General features: G+C 40.1%; 12 protein-coding genes. 4 read left to right on the forward strand and 8 right to left on the reverse strand.

Annotated elements, in window-relative coordinates; genetic code table 11:
• Positions 1–115 precede the first annotated feature (115 nt).
• Positions 116–1,597 (forward strand): glycoside hydrolase family 130 protein, encoded by a 1,482-nt coding sequence (locus tag ATK78_RS19905; protein WP_133577885.1) that lies wholly within the window; start codon positions 116–118, stop codon positions 1,595–1,597.
• Here the strand turns inward: ATK78_RS19905 and ATK78_RS19910 are convergent.
• Together ATK78_RS19910 and ATK78_RS19915 are read right to left on the reverse strand one after the other, a co-directional pair.
• Positions 1,594–2,598 (reverse strand): glycosyltransferase family 4 protein, encoded by a 1,005-nt coding sequence (locus tag ATK78_RS19910; protein ID WP_133577886.1) that lies wholly within the window; start codon positions 2,596–2,598, stop codon positions 1,594–1,596. The genes ATK78_RS19905 and ATK78_RS19910 overlap by 4 nt on opposite strands.
• Before the next feature lie 3 nt (positions 2,599–2,601).
• Positions 2,602–4,896, reverse strand: a complete 2,295-nt coding sequence (locus ATK78_RS19915) for a glycosyltransferase family 4 protein (RefSeq protein WP_133577887.1) — start codon at positions 4,894–4,896, stop codon at positions 2,602–2,604.
• A gap of 184 nt (positions 4,897–5,080) precedes the next feature.
• Between ATK78_RS19915 and ATK78_RS19920 the strand changes: the two genes are divergently transcribed.
• Entirely contained in the window at positions 5,081–6,289 is a 1,209-nt protein-coding gene (locus tag ATK78_RS19920; protein WP_133577888.1) for an MFS transporter, read from the forward strand.
• Between the two features lie 158 nt (positions 6,290–6,447).
• On the opposite strand, the gene clpB is transcribed toward ATK78_RS19920, so the two are convergent.
• The gene (gene clpB, locus ATK78_RS19925; protein WP_133577889.1) at positions 6,448–9,057 is read right to left on the reverse strand and encodes an ATP-dependent chaperone ClpB; all 2,610 of its coding nucleotides are present in this window, start codon (positions 9,055–9,057) and stop codon (positions 6,448–6,450) included.
• Between the two features lie 287 nt (positions 9,058–9,344).
• Here clpB and ATK78_RS19930 point away from each other — a divergent pair, with 287 nt between their 5' ends.
• Positions 9,345–10,445, forward strand: coding sequence for an NADH:flavin oxidoreductase (locus tag ATK78_RS19930; RefSeq protein WP_133577890.1), 1,101 nt, complete (start codon positions 9,345–9,347; stop codon positions 10,443–10,445).
• An 81-nt stretch (positions 10,446–10,526) separates the two neighbouring features.
• On the opposite strand, the gene ATK78_RS19935 is transcribed toward ATK78_RS19930, so the two are convergent.
• Both ATK78_RS19935 and pyrE read right to left on the reverse strand, forming a co-directional pair.
• Positions 10,527–10,925 carry an SRPBCC family protein gene (locus ATK78_RS19935; RefSeq protein WP_133577891.1) on the reverse strand — a complete coding sequence of 133 codons (399 nt, stop codon included), beginning with the start codon at positions 10,923–10,925 and terminating at the stop codon, positions 10,527–10,529.
• 9 nt (positions 10,926–10,934) lie between these two features.
• The gene (gene pyrE, locus ATK78_RS19940; RefSeq protein WP_133577892.1) at positions 10,935–11,594 is read right to left on the reverse strand and encodes an orotate phosphoribosyltransferase; all 660 of its coding nucleotides are present in this window, start codon (positions 11,592–11,594) and stop codon (positions 10,935–10,937) included.
• A 314-nt stretch (positions 11,595–11,908) separates the two neighbouring features.
• Here pyrE and ATK78_RS19945 point away from each other — a divergent pair, with 314 nt between their 5' ends.
• Positions 11,909–12,517 (forward strand): NUDIX hydrolase, encoded by a 609-nt coding sequence (locus ATK78_RS19945; RefSeq protein WP_133577893.1) that lies wholly within the window; start codon positions 11,909–11,911, stop codon positions 12,515–12,517.
• Between the two features lie 129 nt (positions 12,518–12,646).
• Here the strand turns inward: ATK78_RS19945 and coaD are convergent, their stop codons facing one another.
• The 3 genes from coaD to ATK78_RS19960 are packed head-to-tail and all read right to left on the reverse strand — an operon-like array spanning position 12,647 to position 14,527.
• Positions 12,647–13,108 carry a pantetheine-phosphate adenylyltransferase gene (coaD, locus tag ATK78_RS19950; protein WP_133577894.1) on the reverse strand — a complete coding sequence of 154 codons (462 nt, stop codon included), beginning with the start codon at positions 13,106–13,108 and terminating at the stop codon, positions 12,647–12,649.
• A 28-nt stretch (positions 13,109–13,136) separates the two neighbouring features.
• Positions 13,137–13,706, reverse strand: a complete 570-nt coding sequence (locus tag ATK78_RS19955) for an RsmD family RNA methyltransferase (RefSeq protein WP_133577895.1) — start codon at positions 13,704–13,706, stop codon at positions 13,137–13,139.
• On the reverse strand, positions 13,697–14,527 hold the full coding sequence (locus tag ATK78_RS19960) for a DUF3822 family protein (protein ID WP_133577896.1): 831 nt from the start codon (positions 14,525–14,527) through the stop codon (positions 13,697–13,699). Before ATK78_RS19960 ends, ATK78_RS19955 begins: the two co-directional genes overlap by 10 nt.
• Between the last annotated feature and the right edge of the window lie 31 nt (positions 14,528–14,558).

The following is a 14,558-nucleotide window of genomic DNA, read 5'->3' on the forward strand; positions in this document are numbered from 1 at the left end:
GCCTTTTGGAGGCATTTTTACGAATAATCTTTAAGAATCAGCGAAATGATTATATATTTAATTAAAAAAGTTAAATTCATAAAACCTTTATACCCATCCCAAACGTTATATCACTATGAGATTATTAATAGAACGAAAACCCGTTAAAGTATATCCAGATCCAAAGCGTGTAATTGCAAGATTTTTTTTTAATGGAGATGAAAGGGCTAAAGATGTTGTTAAACATGTAATGAGTCTTTCTAAGGAGGAAGTTTTTGGGATCATTTCTCCATTGCTTCAAGAATATTCTAAACGACACAGAAACATTACCAAGATATTAACCAGGCATTGTAAAAAGATAAAGAAGAATATCGAAGATGCCGGATACGATTTTGAGGACCTGGAAAAGTACTGCAGGCTGCTCATTGGTTCGTATTTTACCCATGAATATTCTATTGAGTCTGCTGCGTTCTTTAACCCTTCAATTGTAGAAGATCCGGACCAGTCGGATCTGGTTGAGGGTGAGAAGAGAGTGATCATCAGTTTCCGGGCAGTAGGTGAGGGCCACATCTCTTCTGTCGTGTTTAGAAGAGCCCTGATAGACCGCAATAATGATATTACTGTAATACCTGCCGGTAATTATATCGATGAAGCAGAGGTTATTAAAAATGCGATATATAATAAGAAGCTTTTCTTAAAAAAGGCAGTTGATTCGAAAATTGCTATTGAGATCCTGGATGAGGTAGGAAATAAACTGGAAGAGAAGTTTGATTACTCTACGCTTAGAAAGATCATCCTTGATTCTAAGAACCTGCAGCAAAATGATCTGAGTAAACTGGAATACGATAAGATCCTGTGGTTATCTGATACCTATCATGAGATCAGTTTTTCAAGAGATACCGATATTTCGGACCGTGTTATTTTTCCAATCTCTGAGTTTGAACGCAAAGGTATTGAAGATGCCAGGTTTGTCCGTTTTGTTAAAGATGATGGAAGTGTGGTTTATTATGCAACCTATACGGCTTTTGATGGTGCGATGATCATGCCTAAGCTTTTGCAGACCACAGATTTTTATGATTTCAAGATCAGTCCGCTTCATGGTGTTGGTGCCCAAAATAAAAACCTGGCCCTGTTTCCAAGAAAGATCAATGGCAAATATGTGATGATGTCCAGGATTGATGGCTGTAACAACTACCTGATGTATTCTGACCGCTTAACGGTATGGGATAACCCGGTAAGACTTCAATCGCCTAAGTTTCCATGGGAATTTATCCAGATCGGTAACTGCGGCTCTCCGATAGAAACGGAAGAAGGCTGGCTGGTAATCACACACGGCGTGGGTCCTATGAGACGTTATTGCCTGGGTGCAAGTCTGTTCGACCTGAACGATCCATCTATCGAAATCGGAAGGTTAAATGAACCATTAGTGATTCCAAATAATGATGAACGTGAAGGCTATGTACCTAATGTGCTTTATTCATGCGGATCTCTGATCCACAATGGAGAGCTGATCATTCCTTACGGATTATCAGATTACTGCTCTTCATTTGCAGGTGTTAAAATAGATGTTTTGCTGGATAGACTGAAAAGCTCCAGCTGCGCAATAGCGGCAGATTAATCTAATATTTTATGGTAGAGGCTAATGTAATCCTCTACCATTTTTTCCATTGAAAACTTCTCCAATGCCCAGTTTCGGCAATCTTCCCTTTTAATTGTGGATAGGGATGACACGGCGGTTACTGCCTGTTCTACAGTACCAACCAAAAAACCGGTTTCTCCATCTTTGATGAGTTCTGGCATCGATCCCCTGTTAAATGCAATAACCGGAGTTCCGCAGAGCATTGCTTCTGCAACACTTAAGCCAAAAGGTTCATCAAAGCTAATCGGATGCAGTAATGCTGCGGCATTGCGCAAAAGCTGATTCCGTTTTTCGGGACCTGCGGACCCAATAAACTCTATGTTACCATTTAAAAAGGGTTTTACTTTTTCATCAAAGTAATTCGCATCCTGTATAATTCCTGCTATTACAAGCCGTTTGTTCGCATTTATCGCAATTTGAATCGCTTCTGCGGTTCCTTTATCGGGGTGGATCCTTCCAAAAAAAAGCAGGTATTCATCTGGCTTATCATTAAACTCAAATTCATCGGTTTGTAAGCCATTGTATACCGTGGCCAGATAGTTTAATGAAGAGTGCCTGTTGGCATTGCTAATGGATACATAATGGCTATTCTGATTGTATTTTTGATATACCCTCAGGATCTTCTCCGATGAAAAACCATGAATGGTTGTAATTACCGGTGTTTTAATCAGTTTTGAATAGCTCAGCGGCAAAAAGTCATAATGGTTATGGATCAGGTCAAATTCATTTGCCTGTTCCATTAAATTACTGATGTGCAGGCATTCTACCACTTTGGCATCAAGCGTTCTGTCTTCTTCGTAGCCGGTTTGGATCACGGCATTTAAATTTGCATTGGTCACCGAATCCCCGGTGGCAAATAAGCTTACCTCCAGGCCAGATGCAACAAGCCCTTCAGTCAGGTTTGAAGCCATCTGTTCCCATGGTCCATAGTGACGTGGCGGGGTACGCCAGGCCACAGGAGCCAATACTGCTATTTTCATGTTTTATATCGCTTGTTTTTGTCCGGATGCAGCAAAGTCATTATTACTCTGTGTAAACTCATACTCGTATTCACTTTCCAATGCTTTCAGCACAACTAAATGGGAAATCCAATAGGCCAGCGTACTTTCAGCACCCTGGTTACGGTTTATTCCATGCGGCTGTAATCCATCTCCGCAGCCTTTAGTTTCATGATCATAAAGCGGAAGGTGTAAACTGTTCTCGCCTAAAAACCATTGATAGCTTAAATACATCTGTTTGATATAGGTAAGGTCATGGGTAATTTCATACGCTTTAAAGTACATCATCACCATGGCCATGGTTTCTATGGCCTGTTGATCAAATACGGCCATTTCAGCACCATCTCTATACAGCCAGCCATCATTACCTACCGGGTTTAAATAACCGTTGATCAGCGTTTTCCGGGTAAGATATTCCATACTTTCAAATGCAATGTCTAAAGACTCTGCATCTTTGGTAATTTCATAATGAGACAATAATGCCAAAGGCAGAATCCCATTATCATAGGTCAGCTTTTCTTCAAACCAGTGCCAGTGACCTTGTTTATTTTTGCGATACGCAGCTTTTAAAGGTTCTGCAAGCAAGTTTAATTCATTTATAATGTGTTCATCGCCGGGATGGGCTTTAATAAAATGGGTTAAACCAATTATGGTATTTGCCAGACCGCGTAAGTGCTTCAGATCTTTAAAGTGTGGTATAGACTTTAAGAAGAGTTCTTTTCCAAATTCACGATAAGAGTTATTTGGTGCATTATTGATCAGGTATCCGAGTGCCCAAATGGTACGTCCGAAAGAATCTTCTGTACCCACTTCATCCAGGTACTCCCGTTTAAAGCTTAAGAAATTTCTGAAGTTACCATCATCGCACTGCATGTATTGAATGTAGCTAAGATATATGGGCAACAGTTCAAGCGCAATCTTACTTTTATTTTGCTGGTATGTCAATATGGTCAGGATCAATGCTCTGGCATTGTCGTCCAGGCAGTAACCTTCTTTTAAGTTCGGAATTCCGTATTTGGCATGCTGAACGATCCCGGTATCATCCGTTAACCGCTGGATGTGTGCCAGTGTAAATGCAGGCATCATATCCGGATCTATAATGGGCTTTACACCAACTTCTTTTTCCATTAAGTACTTAGAGATCGCTTCATCCAGCACATCAATAAATACTTCGCCGGTACTTGGCCAGCGCAGATGAAGTCCATAGTCGTACGCGTTGGTCTTTAAGGTATTTAGTTTAGAAGGATCATCAAACAGTTCATTTACTATATCTGCCAGCTTATTGGCGTCTTTAAAATCAAATAGCATTCCCCGCTGATCGGCCAATAATTCCTGGGCATGCCAGTAAGGGGTAGAGATAACAGCGGCACCTGCACCTACTGCATAAGAGAGCGTACCACTTGTAATCTGCGCTTCATTTAGATATGGCGTAATATACATATCACATGCAGTCAGATAGTCATGCAGATCTTCTTCAGATACAAATTTATTGATGAAGGTTAAGTTATTCTCTACATTCAGTTTCTTAGCCAGGCGTTTTAAGCTGTCGCGGTATTCTTCTCCTGAATTACGGATCACACCGGGATGTGTTGTACCCAGTATGACATACATGACATCCGGGTGTTTGGCTACAATTTTAGGCAGGGCCTCAATAACTGTTTCCAGTCCCTTGTTCCTGCTGATCAAGCCAAATGTAAACAGTACTTTCTTATTTTTAAAAGCCAGTGAGTTGTTTACCGGATTGTCTTTTTTAGGTTCCAGATCCGGTACACCATGCTCAATCAGCTGGATCTTATCAAACGGAATTCCATATATGCTGGTTAAAAAACCAACTGCCCTATGGCTCATGACAACAATTCGGGATGAGTGCTTGGCAATTTCCCTTAAAATTGTAAGCTGCATGTAATTGGGATCTTTCAATATGGTATGAAAGATCGTAATCAGCGGTTTCTGCAGCCTGGCAAGAAGCGGAAGGATGTATACCCCACTTTCACCACCATAGATCCCATATTCATGTTCCATGATACACGCATCGGCCAAACTGGTATTGATATAGTCGGCAGCCCTGATGTAATCTTTTTGATTTTCCTGTCTGATGATGTATTTTACTTCTTTCGGATATTCGTATTCATCCAAAGTTTCTGAATCATTCATTGCCACTACAAAACTGTCTTCTGAAACTGCATTTTTGTTGAAGCCAATGGCCCTTAACAGGTTATGGTTAAAGGTTGCGATACCACATTCGCGGGGGGGATAAGTAGATATATAGGCAATTTTCATAATTATATTAATATTCTTACATAATACAACAATTATTTGGTTATAATGTTCTTTAGGAATCTAGTTTATTTATGTAAATCCATTAAAGGTTAAACAAAATGAATATTTATTGTTAAACTGTCTGAATAATGACAAAACGATTCCTTAGTTTATTTTTACCTTTGGACTTTATTGATTTTTAAACATGAATACGCCAGTTTCTTTAAATAGCACGGTAGAAAAAACCGTCTTTCCAATTCTTTTTGCCATTAGTTTTTCCCACTTATTAAATGATACCATTCAATCGCTGATCCCTGCCATTTATCCGATCATAAAAAACAGCTATCACCTTAGCTTTTCTCAAATCGGGTTAATTACGCTAACCTTTCAGATGGCCGCTTCCTTATTTCAGCCGTTTGTAGGCATGTATACAGATAAAAAGCCACAACCTTATTCATTAGCTATAGGTATGGGTTTTACGCTTATTGGTTTGGTTACCTTATCACTTTCAAAAGATTTTTATACCGTGCTGATCTCTGTTGCACTGGTTGGTACTGGTTCATCGATATTCCATCCGGAGGCTTCCAGAATGGCGCATGCTGCATCTGGCGGTCGTCGTGGACTGGCACAATCCATCTTTCAGCTTGGTGGCAATGCCGGTAGTTCTATTGGGCCGTTGCTGGCTGCCTGGATCATTGTACCAAACGGACAAGTCAGCATCATTTGGTTCTCTGCCATTGCATTACTGGCTATATTGATCCTGAGCAGGGTTGGTAAATGGTACAAAGCATATATTGTGGTGTTAAAGGCGAAACAGGCATTAAAGCAACAATCGGTTACGGCAACATTCTCTAAAAATAAGGTTATATTTTCGGTGGTCATTTTACTGGTACTCATCTTTTCGAAATACTTTTATATGGCCAGTTTAACCAGTTATTTTACATTCTATGTCATTGATAAGTTTCATGTTTCTGTACAAGGCTCACAGATCTATCTGTTTGTTTTCTTAGTGTCTGTTGCAGCTGGAACATTGATTGGAGGCCCGGTAGGAGACCGGTTTGGGCGTAAGTATGTGATCTGGTTTTCTATATTAGGTACTGCACCATTTGCGTTGCTGTTGCCTTATGCTAATCTATTCTGGACGGGTATTTTAGTAGTTCCGATTGGGATGATATTGGCTTCGGCATTCTCCGCGATCCTCGTTTATGCACAGGAACTGATCCCGGGCAAGGTAGGCCTGGTTTCTGGCCTTTTCTTTGGTTTTGCATTTGGAATGGGAGGCATAGGTTCTGCACTATTGGGTAAACTGGCAGATGGCACAAGCATCGGGTATGTATTTCATATTTGTTCATTTCTGCCTTTAATAGGCATATTGACTGCATTCCTGCCTAATATTGAAACTAAAAGGAAATAGCTGTTAGCTGGCAATGCTTATGATTGCGGTATTGAATTGCCATTGATGAATTGATCAGGAGCTAACCATAAAGATTGGTTCTAAAAACAAGATCCCGGCCTTTTGCTGTTTGGCAAATGACCAGGATCTTTTATCATAATGGGTTCTTTAAATAAACCTTACGCAGGCGTTTGTTGGGTATTATTTAAGAATACAAATTGCTTGTCGAACATATCGAGTTTGATCTTGCTGTCTTTATCTACCTTTCCTGCTAATATTTCTTTAGATAACTCATTTAAAATACGTTTCTGAATCACACGTTTTAACGGTCTGGCACCAAACTGAGGATCATAACCCAATTCAGCAAGCCAATCGAGTGCTTCTACAGAGGCTTCTATTTCCACACCCATTTCAGCGAGTGTGTTCTGAACTTGTCTAAACTGCAGATCAACAATGTTCCTGATCTCGCTGCGGTTAAGTGGTGTAAACATGATCAGCTCATCTATCCGGTTTAAAAACTCAGGCCGGATTGTTTGTTTCAGTAATTCAAACAACTCATTTTTAGTCTTGGCAATTACATTGTCCCGGTTTTCATCATTCAGGTTTTTAAAGTTGTCCTGGATCAGGTGCGAACCGATATTTGAGGTCATGATGATGATGGTATTCTTAAAATTCACCACGCGGCCTTTATTGTCTGTTAACCGGCCATCGTCTAATACCTGAAGTAAGATGTTGAATACATCAGGATGGGCTTTTTCAATCTCATCCAGCAATACTACAGAATATGGTTTCCGGCGAACGGCTTCAGTCAGCTGACCACCTTCTTCGTATCCTACATATCCCGGAGGCGCACCAATTAACCTGGAAACGGCATGACGTTCCTGGTACTCGCTCATATCAATGCGGGTCATTGCATTTTCATCGTTAAACAAGAACTCCGCCAGTGCCTTTGCCAACTCTGTTTTACCTACACCAGTAGTTCCAAGAAAGATGAATGAGCCAATTGGCTTCCGTTTATCCTGTAACCCTGCCCTTGATCTGCGGATGGCGTCAGATATGGCCTCAATGGCCTCATCTTGTCCGGCAACACGTTTATGAAGTTCAAGTTCCAGGTTCAGCAGCTTTTCACGTTCACTGGAAATCAATTTAGTTACCGGAATTCCGGTCCATCTTCCAACTACGCCTGCAATATCATCTGCTGTCACTTCTTCTTTCAGCATGCGGCTTTCGCTTTGCTGACCTTCCAATTGCACTTTTAAGGTTTCTACCTTGTCCTGAGATTCTTTGATCTTACCATAACGGATCTCTGCTACCTTACCGTAATCTCCTGCACGTTCCGCCTGGTCGGCCTCCAGTTTATAGTTCTCAATCTGTTCAAGCTCATTATTTATCCCATCTACAAGGTCTTTTTCACCTTGCCATTTGGCTCTCAGTTCATCACGTTCTGCAGATATATTGGCAATCTCTTCCCCTAAAGACTGTACCTTTTTAGTATCGTTTTCCCTTTTGATGGCTTCGCGTTCAATTTCAAGCTGCATGATCTTCCGGTTCAGCTCATCTACCTTTTCCGGTACGCTATCCATCTCCAACCTTAATTTTGATGCGGCCTCATCCATTAGATCGATGGCTTTATCCGGTAAGAACCGATCAGCAATATAGCGCTGCGACATTTCTACCGCTGCAATAATAGCCTCATCCCTAATTCTTACTTTATGATGGGTTTCATAACGTTCTTTCAGTCCCCTCAAAATTGAAATGGCATCCTGTGTATCCGGTTCTTCTACCATTACTTTTTGGAAACGGCGTTCCAGGGCTTTATCCTTTTCTAAATATTTTTGATATTCATCCAGTGTTGTAGCACCAATAGCGCGTAATTCGCCACGTGCCAGTGCAGGTTTCAGGATGTTGGCAGCATCCATAGCACCCTCTCCACCTCCAGCGCCAACCAGGGTATGGATCTCATCGATGAAAAGAATAATATCGCCATCACTTTGAGTAACCTCTTTAACAACCGCTTTTAGCCGTTCTTCAAATTCTCCTTTGTATTTTGCGCCTGCAATCAGTGAACCCATATCCAGGGAGAACACGGTTTTTGTTTTCAGGTTGGTAGGTACATCACCTTTAATGATCCTAAAAGCAATTCCTTCTGCAATGGCCGTTTTACCTACACCCGGTTCACCAATTAAGATGGGGTTGTTCTTTGTCCGCCTGGAAAGGATCTGTATCACGCGCCGAATTTCTTCATCCCGTCCAATTACCGGATCCAGCTTACCGGATTCTGCATATTCATTTAAATTACGGGCGTATTTATTTAAGGCATTGTAAGTTGCTTCCGCATTTTGATCGGTTACACGATTATCGCCTCTCAATTCGATGATGGCTTTTTTAAGGTCTTTTTCTGTTACACCCTGATCTTTTAAAAGTTTACTGGTATTGTCGCTTATGGATAATATCCCCAATAGTAAATGTTCAACGGAAACAAATTCATCTTTAAACTCTTTGAGGTAAGACTGTGCTTTTTGCAATGCGGAGTTACTTCCAGAGGTTAAGTATGGACTGCTGCCGCTGGCCTTTGTAAATTTTTCAATCTGATTGTCCAGATTTTGATTTAATGTATTCAGGTTAACGTTTAGTTTTTTGAGTACATAAGAAACCACATTTTCATCAACAGTGAGCAAACCTTTTAAAAGGTGAGCAGTTTCAATAGCCTGTTGCTGGTTGCCCTCGGCTATTGCAGAAGCCTGTTGAATCGCTTCCTGGGCTTTTATAGTAAAGTTGTTGAAATTCATATACAGACTTAAACAAAGCAGATGCCATGTTGGTTTTTTGTCCAATATCGGAAATTTTGTCGGTTCATTTTATTTAATCAGGATTAAATGTCTGGTAAATAGCTTGTTGTAATGAAATTTTGTCATTTCAACTGGAGAATTTCTATTGTATTTGCCAACTTGTTTCCTGATTTTGTATAGAGGCGAAAATCTGATGCATCAATTTAATGTCACGTGTTTTGCCGAACTGCTTTTTATCATAAATGCGGTTCTATCTTTGTTAAATAAAGGCATAAAACAATATATATATGAGTACGTCTAGTTTATTCAGGCCATTTAGTCTGAAATCATTAAATATTAAAAACAGGATCGTTATGGCGCCGATGACGCGTTCATTTTCTCCTGGAGGGATTCCAACACCGGATGTTGCAGCATATTACAGCAGAAGAGCAGCTGGTGATGTTGGCTTGATCCTATCTGAAGGAACCGTAATTGAGCGGGTATCTTCATCAAATGATAATAACATACCACATTTTTATGGTGAGCAAGCATTAAATGGATGGGCTTCAGTAATTGATGGTGTTCATGCTGCAGGCGGCAGCATGGGGCCGCAGATCTGGCACATGGGGATTATGGATAACCACCATTCGGGCTGGCTTCCTGCAGAACCTTTCGAAGGTCCGTCGGGAATCCTTAGACCAGGTGTTTCCAATGGAAAGGCAATGACTGAAGCAGATATAGCTGATGCCATATCCGCTTATGGACGTGCTGCTGCAGACGCAAAGAGGCTCGGTTTTGATTGCGTGGAGCTTCATGGTGCGCACAGTTATCTGATTGACCAGTTTTTCTGGAACGAGACCAATAAGAGAACCGATATTTATGGAGGTGATTCCATTACCGCACGGAATAAATTTGCAATAGATGTAATCAAAGAAGTGCGCAGACAGGTGGGAGAAGATTTTACGATCATCATTCGTCTGTCACAGTTTAAGCCATCTGATTATAATTTTAAATTGGCCAAGACCTCTAAGGAGATGGAAGAATGGCTGCAGCCGCTTGCTGATGCGGGTATTGATATCTTTCATTGTTCACAGCGCCGTTTCTGGGAGCCTGAATTTGAAGGTTCTGATCTGAATTTTGCAGGATGGGCTAAAAAGATAACTGGTAAAGCAACCATTACTGTAGGTTCAGTAGGTTTATCAGGAGAGTTTCTTGCCGCCTTTAGAGGTGAAAGTTCTGAACCCAGCTCTTTAACGGAACTAATCCGCAGAATGGACCGCGGTGATTTTGATCTGGTAGCGGTAGGACGCGCCATACTTGCAGATCCGCTATGGGTACAAAAGATTAAAGAGGACCGGACATCAGAGCTTAAAGGCTTTTCTAAAGAAGCCCTTGGGCAGTTGCTATAACCTAAAAAAGTCCGGAACTCAATCAAAATGATTAGACGTTCCGGACTTTCTTTTTAAATGCCTTTCAGCATTGGTTATATCTTATTTTAGCACTTCAGCTAATTTTTGTGTTTGGTGATCGGCAAGTTTTTGCAGCGGACCAGCAGCAAGCATCTTCATCATCATGTTCAAATCTGCAGAGATGATGTGTTTGGCAATTGTGCCGCCGTTACCGTTATCCGTAACTGTCCATTTTAATTCAACATCAAAAGGAGGTTTCTCTGTTGGTATTGCAGTTATTTCCTGGTTTTCCACGCGGTTAGAGATCTTAATGGCAAGCTTGGCCATGTTTTGAATCGTAAAACTAGCTTCATCTTCTGTTGAAGACCAGTTGTAGATGTTTTCAGGCATTAACTGCTTGTGATTGTTAAGGTCGGCTAAAAATGAGTAAACTTTTTCTACGGGTAAGTTTACTTCTGTAGTGCTTTCAATAAGGGTCATGATGATGTGTTAATTTAGTTTTTCTAATTCTTTACCCCACTCAGCAGGGTTTCTGCGCCATTTGGTTAACAGATCAACATCATCCTGTGCAATAAAGCTATGCTCAGCAGCGTAATCAATTAAGGTATTGTAGTTTGATAAAGTTGAATACCGGCATTTAGCTTCCTTAAAGTTTTCTTCTGCCTGATCTAAGCCATAAGTAAAGATAGCGACTAATCCGGCAACAGAAAGACCAGCATTTCTCAAGGCCTCCACAGCTTGTAAACTGCTTTTTCCTGTAGAGATCAGATCTTCGATCACAACCACACGCTGACCTTCAAAAATTTCACCTTCTATTAAGCTGCCGGTACCGTGTTCTTTGGCTTTAGCCCTAACATAGGCAAAAGGTAAACCCAGTTCCTGTGCAACAAGTGCGCCCTGAGGGATTCCTGCTGTAGCAACTCCTGCAATCAGATCTACAGAACCATATTCTTCCTGGATCAGTTGGGTAAGCTTTTGTCTGATGTATGTTCTAACTGAAGGATGGGATAGTGTGATCCTGTTGTCACAGTAAATAGGGGATTTCCAACCTGAAGCCCATGTAAATGGGTTAGCTGGTTGTAACTTGATCGCTTTTATTTGTAATAAAAATTCAGCTACCTTTAATTCAATATCACTTTTATTATACATGTTCCAAAATTACAGATTTCATGAACTCGTTCAGACACTACTTTTAAACAATATTCATTTAAAATGTGTAGAAAAAATGCAGAATATCTTTGTTTAACCCCTAAATAGATGCGTCTAATATCAACATTAAAAACCATTGGTAAAAGTTATTTTTTGTCAGTAATTGAAAATCAGCTTTATACAAACTGGATATAATTCCTTTTTTTATTATTCAGGAAAAATATCAGAATTATATTTACTTTCGGTTTTTTAAGAATTTATAGCTGAAAATCCACCTTCTACAAAATCAAAGCTGAATATATTTTAAATATATTATGAAACACTACAGAATTTATATCAACGATAATACGCTTTTCATAGGTGGATCAATTCCTAAACAGGAGAAAAAGATACAGCAGCTGGAAACTAAGGATTTTGATTTTCAAACCTTTTATAAGACCATAAGCAAAGAGTCTGGTGCTTCATATATGCTGATGGATCTTAATCCGGTATTCTTATTTAAAAAGATCAAGAAAAGCTGTGAGTTGATTAAAGCTGCCGGCGGCCTCGTTAAAAGTGCGAAAGGAAACTACCTGTTTATTTTCAGAAATAAGAAGTGGGACCTTCCAAAAGGGAAAGTAGAGAAAGGCGAGAAAATGAAAGAAGCCGGTCTCCGTGAGGTTGAAGAGGAATGTGGTGTTAAAATTCTGACCAATGATGAAAAGCTATGCAAAACCTATCATGTGTATGTTTTAAATAATAAATTGGTATTGAAGAAAACAAACTGGTACAGCATGACGGTTAAAGGTGAACCTAAGCTGATCCCGCAAAAAGAAGAAGGGATCACTAAAGCAGTTTGGCTGGCTAAAACTGACCTTAAGCCTGTTCTTAAAAATACTTACCCATCAATCATGCAAGTGCTGGAAGCAGGAGAATTGCTTTAACGGTATTTATTTAAACGTTAATTTTTACAAGGATCGATCCAGGTGTGGTCTTTATTAAATGGCGATCTGCCTTTAAGTGCAGATTGATTTGAACGGCCTTATCTACAAAGGTCAGCTTAAGTATGGTCTTTATAAAAACGGGATGGCCTGTTCCGGCAGGAATTGCCTGACATCTCCGTTGTTACGTAAAATATCACGTACAATTGTTGAGCTGATCGCTGAATATTCAGGCTTACTTAAAAGAATGATCGTTTCCATCTCCGGCATCATGGTCTGGTTAATCTGGGCAATGGCCTTTTCATATTCAAAGTCACCCACAGAACGAACACCCCTTACCATATAAGTAGCATTTATTTTTTTGCAGAAATCGACTGTTAAACCCTCATAGGTCTGTACAGCTACATTGGAATAACCGGCAAAAACAGTCTTTACAATTTCCTCCCGTTTTTCTGCTGACAGATAGCCTTGCTTAGAACTATTTAATCCAATGCCTACTACAATCTTGTCAAATAGGGGTAATGCACGCTTCAGGATGTCTACGTGTGCGATGGTAATTGGATCAAAAGAACCTGGAAAAAGGGCTATTTTCATACGCTAAATGTACTAAGAAATTTTAGGATTATAATTGATCCGATGCGGAAGTGGTTTCTCCTTTAACAGGTTCAAAAAAGCTGAAAGATGAATTTCCGTATCTCCTGGTTTCTGTAAATCCTGGCATGTCTTTTAACTTTAACAGGGATGGATGCTCTACGATGAGCATTCCATTATCCGCTAAAAGGTTGTTCTTGATCACCAGTTCAGGAATCTTTGGTATGTTCGTTAAATCATAAGGAGGGTCTGCAAAAATAATTTGATACGGACCATGCTTTTGCTCCAAGAACTTAAATACATCTGCTTTCTGCACCTCAATTTCATTCAGCTGGTGTTTTTCAATCACAGATTTTACCCAGTAGATGCATCCGGAATGTTTATCTACTGCCGTTACGTGTTTAATTCCGCGTGATGCGAATTCAAAACTTATATTACCTGTGCCGCAGAAAAGATCAAGGACATTACAATTGTCAAAATCATAGGTGTTGTAGAGGATATTGAACAAGGCTTCTTTAGCCATGTCTGTAGTTGGCCTTACGGGTAAACTTTCCGGGGCATTAAAACGGATGCCTTTTAGTCGGCCGCCAATTATACGCATAGGTCAAGGGCTAATAAGCTGCTGTAATAGTGAGCAGGCATGTCATCTAAAATGGTGCTGTCGGTTTCGTTGGCCGTTGTATTGCTGAAAGTAATGGAATGAAAATACTTTTCGATACATTGATAATATACATCATCAGCATGGATAATACCACTCAGGTATACATCCGTTTCTGACGTATTCATATTCAGTTGGCTTACAATAAATAACAGGTAATAGTTAAACTCTTCGGAGTTATCGGTTTGATAATAGTTTTGAAATATCAGCTTACCGTTTTTGGTATAGGTCGCATTAAAAGATCCGACCGTAAAATCAAGTATTAGCAAAGTTGCGTCTTTCTTTTCGGCAAGGGCCAAAACCGGCGCAGCCTGATCATAAAGTTTATAATTACTTAAAGAGTCGCGAAGGATCTCTTCAATGAACTGATCTGGTGTAAAAATAGACGTAAAGCCAAAATTAGCAAATGGCTGTGTATACAGGTTATTTGATTGCGCTGAGGTAAAGTACTGTGCGTAGGCATTAAGGTCGCCCGCATCAAATAACTCATTGGGGATGTTCAGTGTATTTTCTGTGTATACTGAAGCCTTAATTTCTTTAAAGGGTAGCGCGAGATAGCTATCGTTCTTTATTTTTGCAGAAAGCGTAGCCAGCATATCTTCACATTCCTGCTCATCGTATACGGCCTTAACCTGGTTGTTGCTCTTGTCTATGATTGCGTAAGAAAAGCTATCTATAGTCATCTTCAGCAATAAATTGCAATCTCCAGCTGTATTGGGATCAAATTCCGGGTCAACCAATAAAATGCTATTTCTACTGTTCATATAAAACAAAATTAATCCTTTTTTCTATAAG

This window comes from Pedobacter metabolipauper (genome assembly GCF_004362715.1).
Taxonomy (GTDB): Bacteria; Bacteroidota; Bacteroidia; order Sphingobacteriales; family Sphingobacteriaceae; genus Pedobacter; species Pedobacter metabolipauper.

Coding starts and splice junctions, on each gene's coding strand:
- ATK78_RS19935 (WP_133577891.1), bottom strand. CDS start 10,925: ATGACCCTTATTGAAAGCACTACAGAAGTAAACTTACCCGTAGAAAAA.
- pyrE (WP_133577892.1), bottom strand. CDS start 11,594: ATGTATAATAAAAGTGATATTGAATTAAAGGTAGCTGAATTTTTATTA.
- clpB (WP_133577889.1), bottom strand. CDS start 9,057: ATGAATTTCAACAACTTTACTATAAAAGCCCAGGAAGCGATTCAACAG.
- ATK78_RS19920 (WP_133577888.1), top strand. CDS start 5,081: ATGAATACGCCAGTTTCTTTAAATAGCACGGTAGAAAAAACCGTCTTT.
- ATK78_RS19915 (WP_133577887.1), bottom strand. CDS start 4,896: ATGAAAATTGCCTATATATCTACTTATCCCCCCCGCGAATGTGGTATC.
- ATK78_RS19910 (WP_133577886.1), bottom strand. CDS start 2,598: ATGAAAATAGCAGTATTGGCTCCTGTGGCCTGGCGTACCCCGCCACGT.
- coaD (WP_133577894.1), bottom strand. CDS start 13,108: ATGAAAATAGCCCTTTTTCCAGGTTCTTTTGATCCAATTACCATCGCA.
- ATK78_RS19960 (WP_133577896.1), bottom strand. CDS start 14,527: ATGAACAGTAGAAATAGCATTTTATTGGTTGACCCGGAATTTGATCCC.
- ATK78_RS19945 (WP_133577893.1), top strand. CDS start 11,909: ATGAAACACTACAGAATTTATATCAACGATAATACGCTTTTCATAGGT.
- ATK78_RS19955 (WP_133577895.1), bottom strand. CDS start 13,706: ATGCGTATAATTGGCGGCCGACTAAAAGGCATCCGTTTTAATGCCCCG.
- ATK78_RS19930 (WP_133577890.1), top strand. CDS start 9,345: ATGAGTACGTCTAGTTTATTCAGGCCATTTAGTCTGAAATCATTAAAT.
- ATK78_RS19905 (WP_133577885.1), top strand. CDS start 116: ATGAGATTATTAATAGAACGAAAACCCGTTAAAGTATATCCAGATCCA.